General features: G+C 71.8%; 13 protein-coding genes. 12 read left to right on the plus strand and 1 reads right to left on the minus strand.

All coding sequences use genetic code 11. The features are described from left to right. Positions 1-39 precede the first annotated feature (39 nt). Together Q1K33_RS04495 and Q1K33_RS04500 are read left to right on the plus strand one after the other, a co-directional pair. The gene (locus Q1K33_RS04495) at positions 40-996 is read left to right on the plus strand and encodes a hypothetical protein (protein ID WP_300401096.1); all 957 of its coding nucleotides are present in this window, start codon (positions 40-42) and stop codon (positions 994-996) included. 180 nt (positions 997-1,176) lie between these two features. Then, entirely contained in the window at positions 1,177-2,403 is a 1,227-nt protein-coding gene (locus tag Q1K33_RS04500; protein ID WP_300401097.1) for a hypothetical protein, read from the plus strand. Positions 2,404-2,409: 6 nt separating this feature from the next. On the opposite strand, the gene Q1K33_RS04505 is transcribed toward Q1K33_RS04500, so the two are convergent. Next, entirely contained in the window at positions 2,410-3,855 is a 1,446-nt protein-coding gene (locus tag Q1K33_RS04505; protein ID WP_300401098.1) for a PLP-dependent aminotransferase family protein, read from the minus strand. Positions 3,856-3,916: 61 nt separating this feature from the next. On the opposite strand from Q1K33_RS04505, the gene Q1K33_RS04510 reads away from it, so the two are divergent. From Q1K33_RS04510 to Q1K33_RS04555, 10 genes are all read left to right on the plus strand, one after another. Beyond that, a complete protein-coding gene (locus Q1K33_RS04510; protein ID WP_300401100.1) occupies positions 3,917-4,588 on the plus strand; it encodes a hypothetical protein in 672 nt (223 codons plus the stop codon). Positions 4,589-4,702: 114 nt separating this feature from the next. Continuing rightward, positions 4,703-5,941, plus strand: coding sequence for a toxic anion resistance protein (locus Q1K33_RS04515; RefSeq protein WP_300401102.1), 1,239 nt, complete (start codon positions 4,703-4,705; stop codon positions 5,939-5,941). A gap of 100 nt (positions 5,942-6,041) precedes the next feature. Continuing rightward, positions 6,042-6,500 (plus strand): hypothetical protein, encoded by a 459-nt coding sequence (locus Q1K33_RS04520; RefSeq protein ID WP_300401104.1) that lies wholly within the window; start codon positions 6,042-6,044, stop codon positions 6,498-6,500. Positions 6,501-6,528: 28 nt separating this feature from the next. Further along, a complete protein-coding gene (locus Q1K33_RS04525) occupies positions 6,529-8,112 on the plus strand; it encodes an AAA family ATPase (protein ID WP_300401106.1) in 1,584 nt (527 codons plus the stop codon). Continuing rightward, on the plus strand, positions 8,109-9,332 hold the full coding sequence (locus tag Q1K33_RS04530) for a hypothetical protein (protein ID WP_300401108.1): 1,224 nt from the start codon (positions 8,109-8,111) through the stop codon (positions 9,330-9,332). Before Q1K33_RS04525 ends, Q1K33_RS04530 begins: the two co-directional genes overlap by 4 nt. Then, the gene (locus Q1K33_RS04535) at positions 9,329-10,300 is read left to right on the plus strand and encodes a glutamate ABC transporter substrate-binding protein (RefSeq protein WP_300401110.1); all 972 of its coding nucleotides are present in this window, start codon (positions 9,329-9,331) and stop codon (positions 10,298-10,300) included. Before Q1K33_RS04530 ends, Q1K33_RS04535 begins: the two co-directional genes overlap by 4 nt. Before the next feature lie 6 nt (positions 10,301-10,306). Next, positions 10,307-11,455: a hypothetical protein gene (locus tag Q1K33_RS04540; RefSeq protein ID WP_300401112.1), complete on the plus strand. Its 1,149-nt coding sequence runs from the start codon at positions 10,307-10,309 to the stop codon at positions 11,453-11,455. Further along, positions 11,452-13,836: a serine/threonine-protein kinase gene (locus Q1K33_RS04545; RefSeq protein WP_300401113.1), complete on the plus strand. Its 2,385-nt coding sequence runs from the start codon at positions 11,452-11,454 to the stop codon at positions 13,834-13,836. The genes Q1K33_RS04540 and Q1K33_RS04545 overlap by 4 nt, the downstream gene beginning before the upstream one ends. Next, positions 13,833-15,008, plus strand: a complete 1,176-nt coding sequence (locus Q1K33_RS04550; protein WP_300401115.1) for a protein phosphatase 2C domain-containing protein — start codon at positions 13,833-13,835, stop codon at positions 15,006-15,008. Before Q1K33_RS04545 ends, Q1K33_RS04550 begins: the two co-directional genes overlap by 4 nt. A gap of 11 nt (positions 15,009-15,019) precedes the next feature. Beyond that, a complete protein-coding gene (locus Q1K33_RS04555) occupies positions 15,020-16,297 on the plus strand; it encodes a VWA domain-containing protein (RefSeq protein WP_300401117.1) in 1,278 nt (425 codons plus the stop codon). Positions 16,298-16,299 lie beyond the last annotated feature (2 nt).

The raw sequence follows: 16,299 nt of genomic DNA on the forward strand, positions 1-16,299 counted from the left end.
TGCGTCCGCCATCGACCGAGCCATGATCTCCTCGTCGACATGACAGCGCTCCAGCGGCGGGCCGACCTGCGAGCCGCCACCCCGGTCGGCTTCCTCGTCGGCGTCGCCCTGCTTCTTGCCGGATGCAGCGATCGAGCGGCTGACCAGGCGTCGCCTGCGACGACCGCACGCCCGGAGACGTCATCGATCCCCAGCACTGGTGCTGCTCCCGACACGGACTCTGCCCCGGCGGAGCCCGACCCTCGGACGCGTGTCGAGGTCTCGGTGCGGCGGATCCTCGAGGCCGGTGTCGGTCAGTCGCTCACCCTGGTGCGACTCGGCTCCAGCTCCGTGCGCCGACAGACGGTGTACGACGTCTCTCGACCGAGAGCACCGCGCTACCGCGAGCAGGTCGAGAGCCGCGTGGAGGGTTTCGACGTCGTGCGCCTGCAGATCGTCTCCACCCGAGCCGCCACGTGGTCGCGGCCCTACGAGAGGCCCGTCGGGTACTCCGGCTGCTGGCTCGAGACGACGGCCGCCGAGCTGAACGAGGCATCGGGGTCGGCGGGTCTCGGTGGAGCAGCGAGCAGCGTGGCCGTCGTGGCCAGCCTCGAGGGCGATGTGGCAGCCGCGGACGGCGATGTGGTCGGGAGCGTCGACCTGGCCGCTGTCGTCGCGTCACTGGGTCGGGGACCGGCCGCGAGACTCGGTATCGATCTGGACGTCGACAGCCGCGTGCCTGCTCGGGTCGGGTTCAAGGGAGACCAAGTCTACAGGGTCACGATCGCGATGCAGGACCTCGTCGCCGCCGCGGACGAGGCCGGAGGCAGGATTCCCGACGAGCTCGTCGGAGCGGAGCTGCCAGGTGCCGAAGTCGAGTTCGTCTACACACCGACGCCCCTCGGATCCGTCACGATCGATCTTCCTGAGCCTGGCGAGGTCGCCGAAGTGGGCGCTTCGGCTCCGGCCTCGGAGGTGGAGGCAGCGTTGGCTGCCTGTGCCGCGAGACAACCTTGATGAGCGCGCCCTCCGCCCGCGTCGTCACCCATCCCGAGCCACTCCGACAGCGACGTCGGTCCACGGCTCGGTGACCGCAGACTCTCCGGGCACCCACCGCTCGGCCACCGTTCGGTGACGGTGATCCACGAATCGTCCCGATGCGGCCGGATCGGGACGACGCTCACCTACGCTCCGCCCATGAACCGTCGGACCTCCCTACCCGTCGCGCTGTGCGCCCTGCTCGTCACCGGACTTCCGTTCGTCGGCACGCCCGCGGGCTCGGCCGCGCAGGGGCGGGCCGAGAACCGGATGTTCTTCACGTGGGGCACGCGACTGGGCGGTCCGTCGCTGGACGACACCGCCTCGGACGTGGCCGTGCACAAGGACGCCACCTACCTGGTGGGCACCCAGCGAGGCAGTGGCGCGGGCCGCGTGGTGGTGTCGAGGTACGACGACGCCAAGGGCAAGCGGGATTGGAAGCGGCTGGTGCGGACACCGACCGACGACGAGGCAGCCGGCGTGAGCGCGGGCGCGTTCGGGGCGGTCGTCCTGGCCGACACCGCGGCCGGCTTCTGGGTACGTCGCTTCTCCCCGAAGGGCGAGCTCGTGTGGTCGCGCCCGTCGACTGACTTCGAGGGGCTCGGAGCGGCCTCGGGGCTGGGGATCGAGGTCATCCGCCGCACCGTGGTCGTGGTCGGGGCGGCCGAGGGAGCCAGCAGCCGCGGTGGGGACGCGCGGATGATCGCTCGACTCTCCCTGAAGGACGGCGCCGCCGACGGGTTCACCGTCGACACCGCGGGTGCGGACAGTGCGTGGACCGAGGCGGCCCGGATCGGGACCGATCTCGCGGTGGTCGGCAGCGTCACCAAGCCCGGCAACGGCGACACCCGGATGATGGTGCGCCGGATCAACCCGCTGACACTCGTACGGCGCTGGTCGCGCTCGATCAACACTCCCGGACCCGACGTCCCCGGCGGGATCGCGGTGGACGGCAAGCGGCTCTACGTGTCGGGCTCGGTGACCGACGGGGACAGCGGATCGGACTTCTACGTGCGCGCCTTCCGCGGCAACGGCAAGCCGCTGTGGTCGCGCGCGGCCGGCACGAGCGGAGAGGATCCGGCCGCCACCGTCGCAGCGACGCCCGACGGGCCGATCGTGGTCGGCACCCTCACCCCCGGCGGCGACGCGAACGCAGCGGGGGAGCCGGGCGCGAGCCAGGTACGGATCTACCGCTACGAGAAGCACGGCAAGCTCCAGGAGACCCGCTCCATCGACGGGGGTCGATTCGACGGCGTCGACGGGGTGGACTGGAACTTCTACGGCCTCAAGGTCGCCGGGACCACGAGCTCGAGGCTCTACGGCACGGCGACCGGCACCCTCGACATGTTCCTGGCGAAGTTCGCGGTCGTGATCAAGCGGAAGTAGGGGACGTCAGGCGACCATCACGCGTCGCGGGCGGGAGGCGTCGGCGGCACCGCGTACGGCGACCACCTCCCATGCGGCGGCGAGGCGGCGTACGGCCTCGGTGAGGTCGTCGGCCGGACGCGTCCAGGGGATCCGCACGAACCGGTCGAGGCCGCCCTCGGCCGCGAACGCCGGGCCGGGGGCGATGAAGACGCCCGCCCGGTCGGCCTCGGCGACCAGGGCCGTCGCCGACGCCGACGGCAGCTGGCACCACACGGCGAGCCCGCCCGAGGGCCGCAACCAGCGCCAGCCGGGCAGCTGCTCCGCGAGTGCGCCGAGCAGGGCGTCGCGCTGCTCACGCAGCCGAGCGCGGTGAGCGGTCAGGAGTGGCGCAGGGTCGGCCAGCAGCCGGGTGAGCACGAGCTGCTCCATCACCGGGGCGCCCAGGTCGAGGCCCAGGCGCGCCCGGGTCAGAGCCTCCATCCGCTCGCGTGGTGCGCGGATCCAACCGAGCCGCAGGCCGCCCCACGTGCTCTTGCTGGCGCTGCCGATCGTGATCGTCGAGGAGGAGTGCGACGCGAACGGCAGGGGCATCTCCTGCCCGTCGAGGGCCAGGGCCTGGTGGGCCTCGTCGACGACGGCGACCGTGCCGGAGCGACGCAGGTGGCGGGCGTACTGGGCACGCTGCTCGTCGCTCATCAGGTGCCCGGTCGGGTTCTGGAAGTCGGGGATCAGGTAGGCCAGGGTCGGTGCCACCTCACGCAGCGCCGTGCCGACGGCGCCGAGGTCCCAGCCCTCCGGGTCGACGGGTGAGCCGACGAGGCGGGCGCCGGAGTTGCGGATCGCCTGGGTCGCGTTGGGGTAGACCGGCGACTCCACGAGCACCCGGTCACGGGGACCGGTGAAGGCGGTCGCGACGATCGAGGCCGCCGTGAGCGCTCCGGGAGTGACCATGACCTGGTCGGGATCGGTGCGCAGGCCGCGCTTCTCGTACGACGCGGCGATCGCCTCTTGCAGGGCTGGCAGCCCGACGGGGAAGTAGCCATGACCTCCGAGGTAGGCGGGCAGCTCGGCCGCCGCGTCGGCGTAGGCCGCGGCCACTCCGGGAGGAGCCGAGGCAGCGGCACAGCCGAGGTCGATCGCGTCGATGGCGTCGGGGCGGGGGAGCAGCGCTCGGTCGCGCACCTGCTGGCGACCGCCGGGCACCCGGGCGAAGGTGCCGGCACCCTGACGAGCCTCGGCGTACCCCGTCTCGCGCAGCACGGCGTAGGCACGGGTCACCGTGGTCCGGGAGACTGCCAGCGCCTCGGTGAGCTCGCGCTCGCTCGGCAGCCGGGTGTCGTAGGGGATCCGGCCGTCCCCGACGAGGAGGCTCAACGCCTCCGCCAGCCCGGCGTAGGCAGGAGCCCGGTCGAACGGCCCGACCAGTGCGGCGACTCGGGCCGCACTGATGGTGCGGGTGGGCATGCTCATGCAGGCCAGTCAATCACGATTGGCTATGTAGTCCAATGCCAATTGCTCGGACACTGGACCCGTGACCGAGACCGCCACCACCGCCACGACCCACGCCGCGCCTGCCCTCCTGGACCTCGGGCCCGTCGCCCAGCTGCGCGCAGGGCGACTGCCTCGACGCCTGGCGCAGCTGATGGTCGGCCTGGTGCTGTACGGCGCGTCCCTGGCGATGATGGTGCGTGGCGACCTGGGGCTGGCGCCCTGGGACGTGCTCCACTCCGGCCTCATCCAGCACGTGCCGCTGTCCCTCGGTCAGGCCGTGGTCGTGATGAGCTTCGTGGTGCTGCTGCTGTGGATCCCGCTCAAGGAGGTGCCGGGCATCGCGACGATCGCCAACGCGCTGGTCGTCGGTCTCGCCGCCGACGCCACGCTCGCCGTCCTGGATCGGCCCGAGGCGCTGTGGGCCGAGGCCGCGCTCACCGTCGGGGGCGTCCTGCTCTGCGGCTTCGCCACGGCGCTCTACATCGGCGCCCAGCTCGGCCGAGGACCGCGCGACGGCTTGATGACCGGACTGCACCGGCGCACCGGCCTCTCGATCCGCCTGGTCCGGACCGGGCTCGAGGTCGTCGTCGTGCTCATCGGCCTCGCCCTCGGGGGAGTGGCCGGACTCGGCACCGTGCTCTTCGCTCTCGCGATCGGTCCGGTCGCGCAGGCCCTGATGCCGCGCTTCCTGGTGGAGCTGCCCGAACGATGATCCACGATGGCCGGTCCCGCGATGCCTCCGTCGCGGCTGTCGGTCGAGATGGGTAGTCTCCCCACAGCGCTACCCGGCGTGTCCCATCTCACCCGACCCCACGGTGGAGGAACGATGACCACATCCGATGGAGCCGCTGCCGAGCCGATGCCGCTCGCACCCCCCGACCCCGTGGTCACCCTGACAGCCCCCGAGCCGCCGGCCGTGGTGCTCGATACCCAGGCCCCCAAGATGGCGCCCCCGGTCTCGGCCGAGGCGCTGCCGGAGCTCGACGCCAAGGTGGACAGCTTCATGACGGCTCTGGGCGCCACCCAGGCCGGCAGCCCGGAGTTCGCCGCCCAGGCGGAGAACGTCCGCACCATGGGTGACGCCGAGATCCGCAAGGCGGCCGAGACCTCCAACCGGATGCTCGACCGACCGGTCACCGCACTCAAGGAGGGCGGGCTCGCCGAGGGCTCGACCGTCGGCAAGACCCTCCTCGAGCTCCGCCGTACCGTCGAGGACCTCGACCCGAGCCAGGCCACCGGCGCCAAGCGCTGGCTGGACCTGTTGCCCTTCGGCGACAAGATCACCGACTACTTCCGCAAGTACCAGTCGGCCCAGACCCAGCTCAACGGCATCCTGCACAGCCTGCGCAACGGTCAGGACGAGCTGACCAAGGACAACGTCGCCCTCAACCTGGAGAAGACCAACCTCTGGGCCACCATGGGTCGCCTCAACCAGTACGTCTACGTCGCCGAGCGCCTCGACGCCAAGCTGTCCGCCAAGATCGCCGAGCTCGAGCTCAGCGACCCCGACACCGCCCGGACCCTGAGCCAGGACGTCCTGTTCTACGTGCGCCAGAAGCACCAGGACCTGCTCACCCAGCTGGCGGTGTCGATCCAGAGCTACCTGGCGATCGACATCATCATCAAGAACAACATCGAGCTGATCAAGGGTGTCGACCGCGCCTCGACGACGACGGTCTCCGCGCTGCGCACGGCGGTCATCGTCGCGCAGGCGCTGGGCAACCAGAAGCTCGTCCTCGACCAGATCTCGGCGCTCAACACCACGACCTCGGGGATGATCCAGCGCACCTCGGAGATGCTCAAGGACAACTCCGCGGCGATCCAGGAGCAGGCCGCGTCCTCGACCATCGGCATCGAGCAGCTGCAGGCCGCGTTCGCCAACATCTACGCCACGATGGACTCGATCGACGAGTTCAAGCTCAAGGCGCTGGACAACATGTCGGCCACGATCGGGGTCCTCGAGCACGAGGTCGACAAGTCGAAGTCCTACCTGGACCGCGTGCAGCAGCACGACGCCCGCAACGCCCAGGGCACCCTCGACCTGTCCGGCCAGCCGCTCAACTGATCCGCGTCGCTGCGGCGACCCCCGGTCGAGGAACGGACGTGAAGTGGGGCTGAAGCAATGGTGGAGCCGTCGACGCGGATCCGGCTCGGAGACCACGACCGTGCCCGCGCCACCGACCGAGCAGGACATCCTGGCTGCCCTCAACAGGGTCAACGCGATGCTCACCGAGGGCAACGCGCCGCCGATCGTGACCTCGCGGGTCGTGCGGATCGCCCGCGCGATCAACGACACGCTGCCGCGGCTGCGCAACCTGGGGCTCGGCAGCATGGAGGGCTACTCGGTGGTCGCGACCGCGACGACCTATCTGCCCGAGGCGGTCGGGGGCTACCTGCGCCTGCCGCGCGAGTGGGCCGACACCCGGCCGATCGACGGCTACAAGACGTCCCTGATGGTCCTCATCGAGCAGCTCGAGCTGCTCGCCTCGACGATGGACAAGATCCTCGACGCGGCCAACCGGGCCGATGCGCAGGCCCTGCTCGCGCACGGCATGTTCCTGGAGGCGAAGTTCGGACACTCTGCCGGCGGCGGCCCCGACCTGCAGCTGGGCAGCCCGACGTGAACCCCCTGCGCCCACCTAGGAGTACGACGTGAGCACCACCGACACGCTGGCCACCGCCCTGGCCGCGCTCGAGCAGGTCGCCGCCGAGGCGGGGGTCCACCCGACGACCGCCCGTCGCGAGGGGGAGGCGCTCGCCGCCGCCGTCGCCGAGCCGTCGAAGGGCGCCTTCGTCGACTGGTGCACCGAGACGGGACGGTCCGCCTCGGCCGAGGAGTTCTTCGAGGCCGCCTCACGGGGTCGCCGCTACCGCTCGGCGCCGACCGCCTCGATGAGCGGCCTGGCCGCCGTCGGAGCGGCCACGGCCCCGTCGTACGCCGCAGCACTGGGCGACGTCGCCCTGGCCGCCGCCGCGCTCGGCACTCCCGATCCTCGGGCGACCGGCAACGCCGCCACCGCTGCTGCCGCGCAGCTGGGGGAGTCGCCGGTGGTGCGCCCACCGGTGCCGACCCTGGGTGACGAGGTCACCTCCTCGCTCGTGCAGCAGCTCTCGGTCGTGCAGCGCAAGCTGGCCGGCCTGGACCTGGCGGGGCTGACGGGTCCGCCCGGCCGGCCTGGTCAGGCACACCCGGTGCCCACCGAGGGAGTCGACCCCTCGGGCGAGCCCCGCGACCAGGCGCCGGTGGCCACGCAGCCACCTCCCGACGGCATGCCCGAGCCGGAGGAGGAGCCCGAACCCGACGTGCCCGCCAAGAGCGTGGAGGAGCTGCTCGCCGAGCTCGACGCCCTCGTCGGGCTCGACGACGTGAAGGCCGAGATCCACCGGCAGGCAGCGGTCCTGCGCGTGGAGGGTCTGCGTCGCGACGCCGGTCTGAAGTCGCCGACCATCACGCGCCACCTGATCTTCAACGGCAACCCCGGCACCGGCAAGACGACGGTCGCCCGCCTCGTCGCCGGGATCTACCGCGCGCTAGGTCTGCTCTCGAAGGGCCAGCTCGTCGAGGTCGACCGCTCCGAGCTCGTGGCCGGCTACCTCGGTCAGACCGCGATGAAGACCGCCGAGGTGGTCGAGTCCGCGGCCGGCGGGGTGCTGTTCATCGACGAGGCCTACTCGCTCTCCGGCGACCAGTACGGCCAGGAGGCGATCGACACCCTGGTCAAGGAGATGGAGGACCGGCGCGACGACCTGGTCGTCATCGTGGCCGGCTACCCGGTCCCGATGATGGTCTTCATCGGTCAGAACCCGGGCCTGGAGAGCCGTTTCCGCACCACCATCGACTTCTTGGACTACACCGACGACGAGCTCGTCGAGATCTTCGCGCTGATGGCCGGCGGGGCCGAGTACGACGTGGACGAGCCGATCCTCCAGCGGCTGCGCGAGGTGCTCTCCGGGGTCGAGCGGGGGCCGACCTTCGGCAACGCCCGCTACGTGCGCAACATCCTCGAGGCCGCGATCGGGCACCACGCGTGGCGGCTGCGCGACATCGCCGAGCCCACGCTGGAGGAGCTGCGGCTGCTCGACGTCGAGGACCTCGCCGCGCCACCGGCGCCGGAGGAGAGCACCGACGCGCTCGGCCCGGACGGCGAGCTCGTGGCGCCCGGCGACGCCGAGGAGATTGCGCTCGTCGACATCGGGGAAGAAGACCCCGCACCCCACCAGCAGGAGTCCCCGTGAGCCAGCAGGCGCCCCACCCCCAGCCGGCCGCGGACTTCGGCGAGGACGTCCCGCGGCTCCTCAACCGCCTCCAGGTGGCGGCGGTGGCCCTCTGCGTGCTGTTCGGGGTGCTGGCCGCGCTCTTCCAGGTCCTCTCGTGGCAGGCCAACGGCCGCGCGGCGGACAACACCGACCAGGTGGTGCGGGTCCAGGAGATCCAGACCTCGCTGCTGCGGGCCGACGCGATCGCCACGACGGCCTTCCTCGTCGGCGGCCTCGAGCCGCCCGAGGCGCGCGCGGCCTACGACGCCGCGGTCGACGACGTGCTGCGACTGATCACCGACGCCGCCGACGCCCAACCGGCCGACCGGCGGGTGCTCGCCGACCTCAACGTGGAGGTGCGCTCCTACACCACGGGCGTCGCCCAGGCTCGCGACTACAACCGACAGAACCTCGTCATCGGCATCGCCTACCTCAACTCCGCCGGTGATGCGCTGCGTGAGGATGCCCTGCCCATCGTGCAGGCGCTCGTCGATGCCAACTCCGATCGCGCCCTCGACGAGATGGACGGGCAGAGCCCGATCCTGCTGCTCCTCGTCGGGGTCCTGGCGGTCGGGGGGCTCGTGCTCGTCAACCGGGAGATCTCGCGTCGCTTCCACCGGCGGATCAACGTCGGGGTCGTCGGTGCCGCGGCCGGGATCGGCCTGCTGACGCTGGTCATCGCCGTGTACGCCGGCACCAAGTCCGGCTCCAACGCCGACACGCGCGACGGGGCCTACGACACCGCCGTCTCGGAGGCCTCGGCACGCACCGCCGCCAACGACGCCAAGGCGCAGGAGAGCCAGGGGCTGATCAACCGGGGCTCGGGGGCCCAGTACGAAGAGCTGTTCGCGGTGGCCGCCCAGACGGTCGAGGAGAACGCCTCTCCCGCGACGCTGCGTCTGTGGCGCGACTACGTGGTCGAGCACCAGGAGGTGCGTGACCTCGACGACCGCGGCAGCTGGGACGACGCCGTGGCGCTGGCCACGAGCAGCGACGCGGGCGACCCCACCGCAGCCCTCGACGCCGTCGACGCGGCCGCCGAGCAGGTCGTGACCGACGCGGCCGCCGAGGCTGCCGACTCGTTCGGCTCGGGCGGCGTCGTGGCGCTCGCGCTCGCCGTCCTCACCCTGCTCGGGGGGCTGGTGGCCGCGGCCGCTGCCACCTGGGGCATCAACCAGCGACGTCGGGAGTACTCATGAAGCGCCCCTCGCCCTCCGGTCGCCTCGCCCGGCGCCGTACCTGGACGGGTCCCGTGGTCGCGCTGCTGCTCGTGCTCGCTGCCTGCGGCTACGACGAGACCACGGTGCCCAGCCCGGACCCGGCAACCGTCGAAGCCGGCGGTGACGACGGACCGTCGTGCACGAACGACGGCTCCCAGGTCCGCTCGTACGCGCCGGAGGGAGACGTCCTCGGCGGAGACGCGGTGGCGCGGATCCGCAAGCGCGGCAGGCTCGTCGCCGGCGTGGCCGCCGACACGTTCCTGCTCGGCTCGCGCGACCCGAGCGACGGCCAGATCAAGGGCTTCGACATCGACATGGCCACCGCCATCGCGGACAGGATCTTCGCACCGGCCACGGGCAAGCTCGAGCTGCGCGTGATCACCGCGGCGGAGCGGATACCCCTGCTCGAGGACGGCACGATCGACATCGTCGCGCGCAACATGACCGTCAACTGCGACCGGTGGCAGCAGATCGCGTTCTCCGCGATCTACTACGACGCCGGCCAGAAGGTGCTCGTCGGGCGCGACTCCGGCATCGAGGACATCGCCGGCCTCGCGGACAAGCGGATCTGTGCCCCAGGAGGCACGACCAGCATCCAGAACATCCAGACCATCCAGCCGGAGGCGATCCCGGTCACAGCGGGAGACAACTCGGCCTGCATGGTCCTCTTCCAGAACGGCGAGGCCGACGGGGTCAGCACCGACGACACCGTGCTGGCAGGGCTGGCCGCGCAGGACCCGTACGCCGTCGTGCTCGACACCGACTTCCTCACCGCCGAGCCCTACGGCATCGGAGTCAACGCCGACGACGTGGATCTGGTGCAGCTCATCAACGTGGTCCTCGAGGAGATGCGCGCCGACGGCCGGTGGCAGGACTCCTACGACCGCTGGCTTCGGCCCTCCCTCCAGGTGCCGGGCAAGCAGCCCAGGCCGCAGTACGGGCGCTGAACGCCCGTGACCGACACCTCCCCGACGATCACGGCGCCCGGGGCGCCCGGTGGGCTCGGCCAGGCGCCGCAGCCCTTCGCCATCCGCGAGTACCTCGATGCCCTCGAGGCCTGGGTGCGTGGACGCCGCCACGAGCTCGACCAGCTCGACTCGGCGGCACTGACGTCGGGTCGCGGGCGAGAGATCAGCGCGGACATCGCGCTGTCCCTGGCCCTGTGGAAGGCGGTCGCCGACCGCTACCAGCAGATGTTCGCCACCTGGGACGGCGGCCGGGTCCTGGGCCCCGAGCGCGACAAGATCGCCGCCCTGATCTGGGGTCGCCTCGAGGCGGGGGGAGACCTGGCCGGCGTCCGCGGCATGGCGGTCACCGTGCCGGAGGCGTGCAAGCTCTCCGATGCTCTCGCCGCGCAGCTGCGCACCAAGCTGGCCCTGAGCCCCGGGGCAGGCCGGTCGGCGGCCCGGATCAAGGACCTGCGCGCCCAGTGCGAGCGACTGCGCGACCAGGTCGCGCTCGAGCCCGAGGTCGGTCGCGACGCGATCGTCGACCGCTTGGCCAACCTGATGGCACGACTCGACGACGTCACCACCCGAGCCGGTCGGGGCGCCGACGTCGGAGGCCTCCTCGGGCCCCTCGAGCAGGAGGCGGCCGTCTTCGAGCGTGACCTCATCGTGGGCAACGCGCGTCGTCGCGGCGCCCGTGAGCAGGTGGCCGCGGCGCGCTCCCTGCTCGCCGACCTCACGACCCGCGCCGCGGCGTTGCGTGAGCTGTCGCGGCGCTGCATCGCCACGGTCGACCCGGCGCCGCGCTACGCCGTACCCGACCTGGCGGCGCTGGGCCCGGTGCCCAACACCCCCGACGAGATCGGGCCCTACCTCGACCGGCTCAACCGGGTCGCGCAGGCACTCGCCATCGCCGACACCGCCTACTCCGAAGCCCTCACCGAGCACGCCGACCTTCTCGGGCTCCTCGACGCCTACGCCGCCAAGGCACGAGCCATCGGGATCGGCGACCGCGACGACCTGATGACCAGCGAGCGCCGCGCGCGAGAGGTGCTGGGGCGCAGACCCGCCCCGATGAGCGTCTGCCGCGCCCTGGTGACGGCCTACCAGACGTGGCTCACCCAGTTCGACCCTGCTGCTAAGGACCTTTCATGAGCACCTGCACCCAGCCCGGTTGCACCGGCGAGATCCAAGACGGCTACTGCAACGTGTGTGGCATGGCCGGCGCCACCGGGGCCCCGGCCGCCTCGTCGCCGGGCTCCGCTCCGGCGGCCGCGGCGAGCGGGGGTCCGCCCGCAGCCGACGGCTCCGCCTGCACTCAGCCGGGTTGTGGGGGCTCCATCGAGTACGGCTACTGCAACACCTGCGGCATGGCGGCCGCGCCGTCGACGGGGGCCGCGACCGGCGCAGGCGGCCCGCAGGGCTCGGTGGCCGCCGTGGGCGACGAGGTGTCCGTGGCGACCTCGGCCAGCCGTGTGCAGTCCGCCGCCTTCGGCTCCGAGCGCGCCGCCGCCGGTTCCCTGGCCACACGCCGAGCGCGCTCCGGCTCGCAACGGCTGCGCGCGGCACGGATCGGCGCCGGTCTGACCAGCGTGCCACCGGCGCCTCCCGTCGACCCGTCGAAGGCGATCAACCCCCACCCCGAGGTCCCCGAGTCCAAGCGCAGCTGCTCCAAGTGCGGCAACGCGATCGGCCGCAGTCGCGACGGCGTACCCGGGCGCACCGAGGGGTTCTGTCCCCAGTGTGGCCAGGAGTACTCCTTCACCCCCAAGCTCCAGCCCGGAGACATCGTCGCCGGCCAGTACGAGATGGTCGGCTGCCTGGCCCACGGCGGTCTGGGCTGGATCTACCTCGCCAAGGACAACAACGTCTCGGACCGGTGGGTGGTGCTCAAGGGCCTGCTCAACTCCGGCGACCCCGACGCGCTGGCCGCGGCGATCGCCGAGCAGCAGTTCCTCGCCCAGGTCGAGCACCCGCTGATCGTCGAGATCTACAACTTCGTCACTCACGAGGGCGCCGGGTACATCGTGATGGAGTACGTCGGCGGGCAGTCCCTCAAGCAGGTCCTGAAGGAGCGGATGCGCGCCAACGGTGGGGCCTACGACCCACTGCCGATCGACCAGGCGCTGGCCTACCTGATCGAGGTGCTGCCGGCCTTCCAGTATCTCCACGACCTCGGCCTGGTCTACTGCGACTTCAAGCCCGACAACATGATCCAGGTCGGCGACGCGATGAAGCTGATCGACCTCGGAGGCGTGCGACGCATCGACGACCTCGAGTCGGCGATCTACGGCACGATCGGCTACCAGGCGCCGGAGGTCGCCCAGGTCGGCCCGAGCATCGCCTCGGACATCTACACGATCGGGCGCACGCTGCTCGTGCTGTGCATGGAGTTCCGTGGCTACCAGGGCACCTACCTGCACTCCCTGCCGCCGGTGGAGTCCACCCCGCTCTTCGCCCAGAACGACTCGCTCTACTGGCTCATCGCGAAGTGCTGCGAGCCCGACCCCGCCGACCGCTTCGCCTCGGCCGACGAGCTGCGCACGCAGATGCTCGGCGTGCTGCGCGAGGAGATCGGCGAGCGCACCATCGGCACGGCGGCCACGTCGGTGGCCTCGGTGCTGTTCGAGGCGCCGAGCACCTCCCGCTCGGTCCTCGAGTGGTCCCAGCTGCCCGACCTGCGCGACGACACCACCGACCCGCAGCACGCGTGGCTGTCCGGAGTGGGCGCCGAGGATCCCGCCGTACGGCTCAAGATGCTGACCGACGAGGCGCCCGAGCAGTCGCCCGAGGTGCGTCTGGCCCGGGGCTACGCCGCTCTCGACCTGGCCGACGTCACGACCGTCCACGCGATCGCCGCGGAGATGCTCGCCGAGGACCCGTGGGAGTGGCGGGCCCTGTGGATCGACGGACTGGCCTCGATGCAGGACCGTGACTGGGAGGGTGCGAAGGCGTCGTTCAACGCGGTCTACCAGCAGGTGCCGGGCGAGCTGGCCCCCAAGCTCGCCCTGGCCGTGGCGTGCGAGCGAGGCGGCCTGCCGCAGGTCGCCGAGCGGCTCTACATCACCTGCGCCTCGACCGACGCCGCCTACATCGCGGCCGCCGCCTTCGGGGTGGCCCGGATCCGGGCCGAGCGCCGCGACGCCGCGGCCGCCGTGGAGGCCCTCGACTGGGTGCCGCGCACGAGCCGCGGCTACCCCGAGAGCCGCCAGCTTCGTGCCGAGGTGCTGCTGGGTCAGGGCTCCTCCGACCTCGCGGTCCTGGACCAGGCGATGCGCTCCATCGAGTCGGCGTCCATGGACCCGGCGACCCAGGGGCGCTACACCGTGCGGATCCTCGAGCAGGGGCTCGCCATCGTGCAGGCCGGAGGCGGCACGAAGAAGGCCAAGATCGGTTCGTACGACGCCGACGAGGCCGGCCTGCGCACCGGTCTCGAGCGCGGCTACCGGCTGCTCGCCCGCGACGCCCAGGCACTGCCCGAGCGGATCGAGCTCGTCAACCGGGCCAACGCGGTGCGTGTCTGGAGTTTGACATGAGCACCCCCTCCAGCTGCCCCGCCTGCGGGGAGGTGCTCCCCGAGGGCGCGGTCTTCTGCGAGGCCTGCGGCTCGAAGGTCACCGGCCCGAGCTCCGTGGGCACTGGGGACGTGGACGTCGCTGCTGAGCCGGCACCGTTCGAGGAGCTCGGCAGCGGCCCCATCAGCGCCCCGACACGCATCACGCCGCTCGCGGGCTCCCCGGGTTTCTCGGGCGCCTCGGGGTCGGGCGCCGCCGGCGACCGCCCGTGTCTCGCGTGCGGCGCCGAGGTCGACGCCGACGGCTACTGCACCTCGTGTGGCACCAAGCAGCCCAGCGAGCGCGATCACTTCCGCGAGACCCCCGCCTCGTGGGTGGCGGGGGTCTGTGACCGGGGCATCGTCCACTCCGGCAACGAGGACGCGATGGCGCTGCTGGCTGACGAACCGGCCGGATCCCGTGCCGTGCTCGTGGTCCTCGACGGCGTCTCCAGCTCCATCGATTCCGACGTCGCCTCCTTGGCCGGCGCGCGCGCGGCGCGGGAGACCCTGCGCACCCCGCTCCCACGAGGGATGGGCACCGACCAGGGGCGCGACGCTGCCGTGGCTGCCGCCTTCGCCCACACGATCGAGGCAGCCAACGGCGCCATCGTGGAGACCACCGCCGCGGACTCCGACTCCCCTGCGTCGGCGACGTTCTCGGTAGCGGTCGTGGAGGGCAACCGGCTCAGCGTCGCCAACATCGGCGACTCCCGCGTCTACTGGGTCCCCGATGTCGGCGAGGCGCTCCAGGTGACCGTCGACGACTCGGCTGCCCAGCAGCTGATGGAGGCGGGGATGGACCGCGAGGCCGCCGAGAACGGACCGCAGGGGCATGCGATCACCCGCTGGCTGGGGCGCGACGCCCCGGACCTGACACCGCGCGTGGCCGCGCTCGACCTGACCGGTCCCGGCTGGGTGCTGAACTGCTCCGACGGGCTGTGGAACTACATCTCCGAGCCCAGCGCGATCACCGAGCAGGTCCGGGCGGTCGAGGCCACCGGGGCCACGGCACCGCTCGACGTGGCGCTGGGCCTGACGGCGTACGCCAACGCCTGCGGCGGTCGCGACAACATCACCGTGACCCTGGCGAGGATCGACGCACCCGTGCCCGCGACCGGGCAGAATCCTGTACCGACGAACGAGATCGACTGAGAGGCAGACCCATGGCCGAGTTCACCGCAAGCGTCTTCCAGAACGAGTACCTGCCCGACGGGGGGACCGACGTCAACGCGATCGTCACGGTGACCTGCGCAGGTGCCGGCACCGCCGGCCAGACCGGCGGGGGAGCCGCGGGCGAGATCATCATCGTCGACACCTCCGGATCGATGGGCCCGCAGACGATGGCGGCGGCCAAGCAGGCGGCGACCGCGGCGCTCAACGAGATCGTCGACGGCACGTGGTTCGCCGTGATCGCCGGCTCCGACCGGGCGATGCTGGCCTATCCGGCGGTCTCCTCGGGCCCCGGCCTGGTCCAGATGAGTGCCCAGACCCGCTCCCAGGCGCAGCAGGCCGTGAGCCGGTTCGTCGGCAGCGGTGGTACGGCGATCTCCACCTGGCTCGACCTCGCCGGTCAGCTGTTCGGCTCGGTGCCGCAGGTCACCCAGCGCCACGCGATCCTGCTCACCGACGGCGAGAACCGTGAGCGCGACGACACGTTCGAGGCGGCCATCGCCCGGGCGACGGGCTACTTCCAGTGCGACTGCCGCGGCGCCGGCACCGACTGGCAGGTCGACGAGATCCGGCGGATCTCCCAAGCGCTGCTCGGCACCGTCGACATCATCCCCGAGCCCGGCCAGATGGAGACCCAGTTCCGCGAGATGATGCGGACCTCGATGTCGCGGGGTGTCGCCGAGGCTCAGCTGCGCGTCTGGTCGCCCCAGGGCGCCCAGGTGCTCTTCGTGCGTCAGGTCTCGCCGACCGTCGAGGACCTCACCGACCGCCGGGTCGTGATCAACCCCCTGACCGGCGGCTACCCCACGGGTGCCTGGTCCGACGAGTCGCGCGACTACCACGTCGCGGTCCGCGTGGCCGCCAAGGCGATCGGCCAGGAGCAGCTGGCCGCCCGGGTCATGCTCGCGGTCGGGGACGACGTGCTCGCGCAGGCGCTGGTGAAGGCGACCTGGTCCGGCAACTCCGAGCTGACCGCCAAGATCGACCAGCAGGTCGCCCACTACACAGGGCAGACCGAGCTCGCCGCGATGATCCAGGAGGGCTTGGCCGCCAAGGCGTCGGGTGACGAGGCCACCGCGACCACCAAGCTCGGCAGGGCGGTGCAGCTCGCTGCCGAGACCGGCAACGACGAGGCCACGTCCAAGCTCAAGAAGGTGGTCGACGTCCAGAACGAGCGTGAGGGCACCGTGCGCCTCAAGGCGGCCATCAACAAGGCCGACGAGATGGCGCTCGACACCGCCTCGACCAAGACCACCCGGATCAAGAAGTAAGG

The organism is Nocardioides sp. (assembly GCF_029937575.1).
Taxonomy (GTDB): Bacteria; Actinomycetota; Actinomycetes; order Propionibacteriales; family Nocardioidaceae; genus Nocardioides.

Coding starts and splice junctions, on each gene's coding strand:
- Q1K33_RS04500 (WP_300401097.1), top strand. CDS start 1,177: ATGAACCGTCGGACCTCCCTACCCGTCGCGCTGTGCGCCCTGCTCGTC.
- Q1K33_RS04545 (WP_300401113.1), top strand. CDS start 11,452: ATGAGCACCTGCACCCAGCCCGGTTGCACCGGCGAGATCCAAGACGGC.
- Q1K33_RS04555 (WP_300401117.1), top strand. CDS start 15,020: ATGGCCGAGTTCACCGCAAGCGTCTTCCAGAACGAGTACCTGCCCGAC.
- Q1K33_RS04495 (WP_300401096.1), top strand. CDS start 40: ATGACAGCGCTCCAGCGGCGGGCCGACCTGCGAGCCGCCACCCCGGTC.
- Q1K33_RS04515 (WP_300401102.1), top strand. CDS start 4,703: ATGACCACATCCGATGGAGCCGCTGCCGAGCCGATGCCGCTCGCACCC.
- Q1K33_RS04505 (WP_300401098.1), bottom strand. CDS start 3,855: ATGAGCATGCCCACCCGCACCATCAGTGCGGCCCGAGTCGCCGCACTG.
- Q1K33_RS04550 (WP_300401115.1), top strand. CDS start 13,833: ATGAGCACCCCCTCCAGCTGCCCCGCCTGCGGGGAGGTGCTCCCCGAG.
- Q1K33_RS04535 (WP_300401110.1), top strand. CDS start 9,329: ATGAAGCGCCCCTCGCCCTCCGGTCGCCTCGCCCGGCGCCGTACCTGG.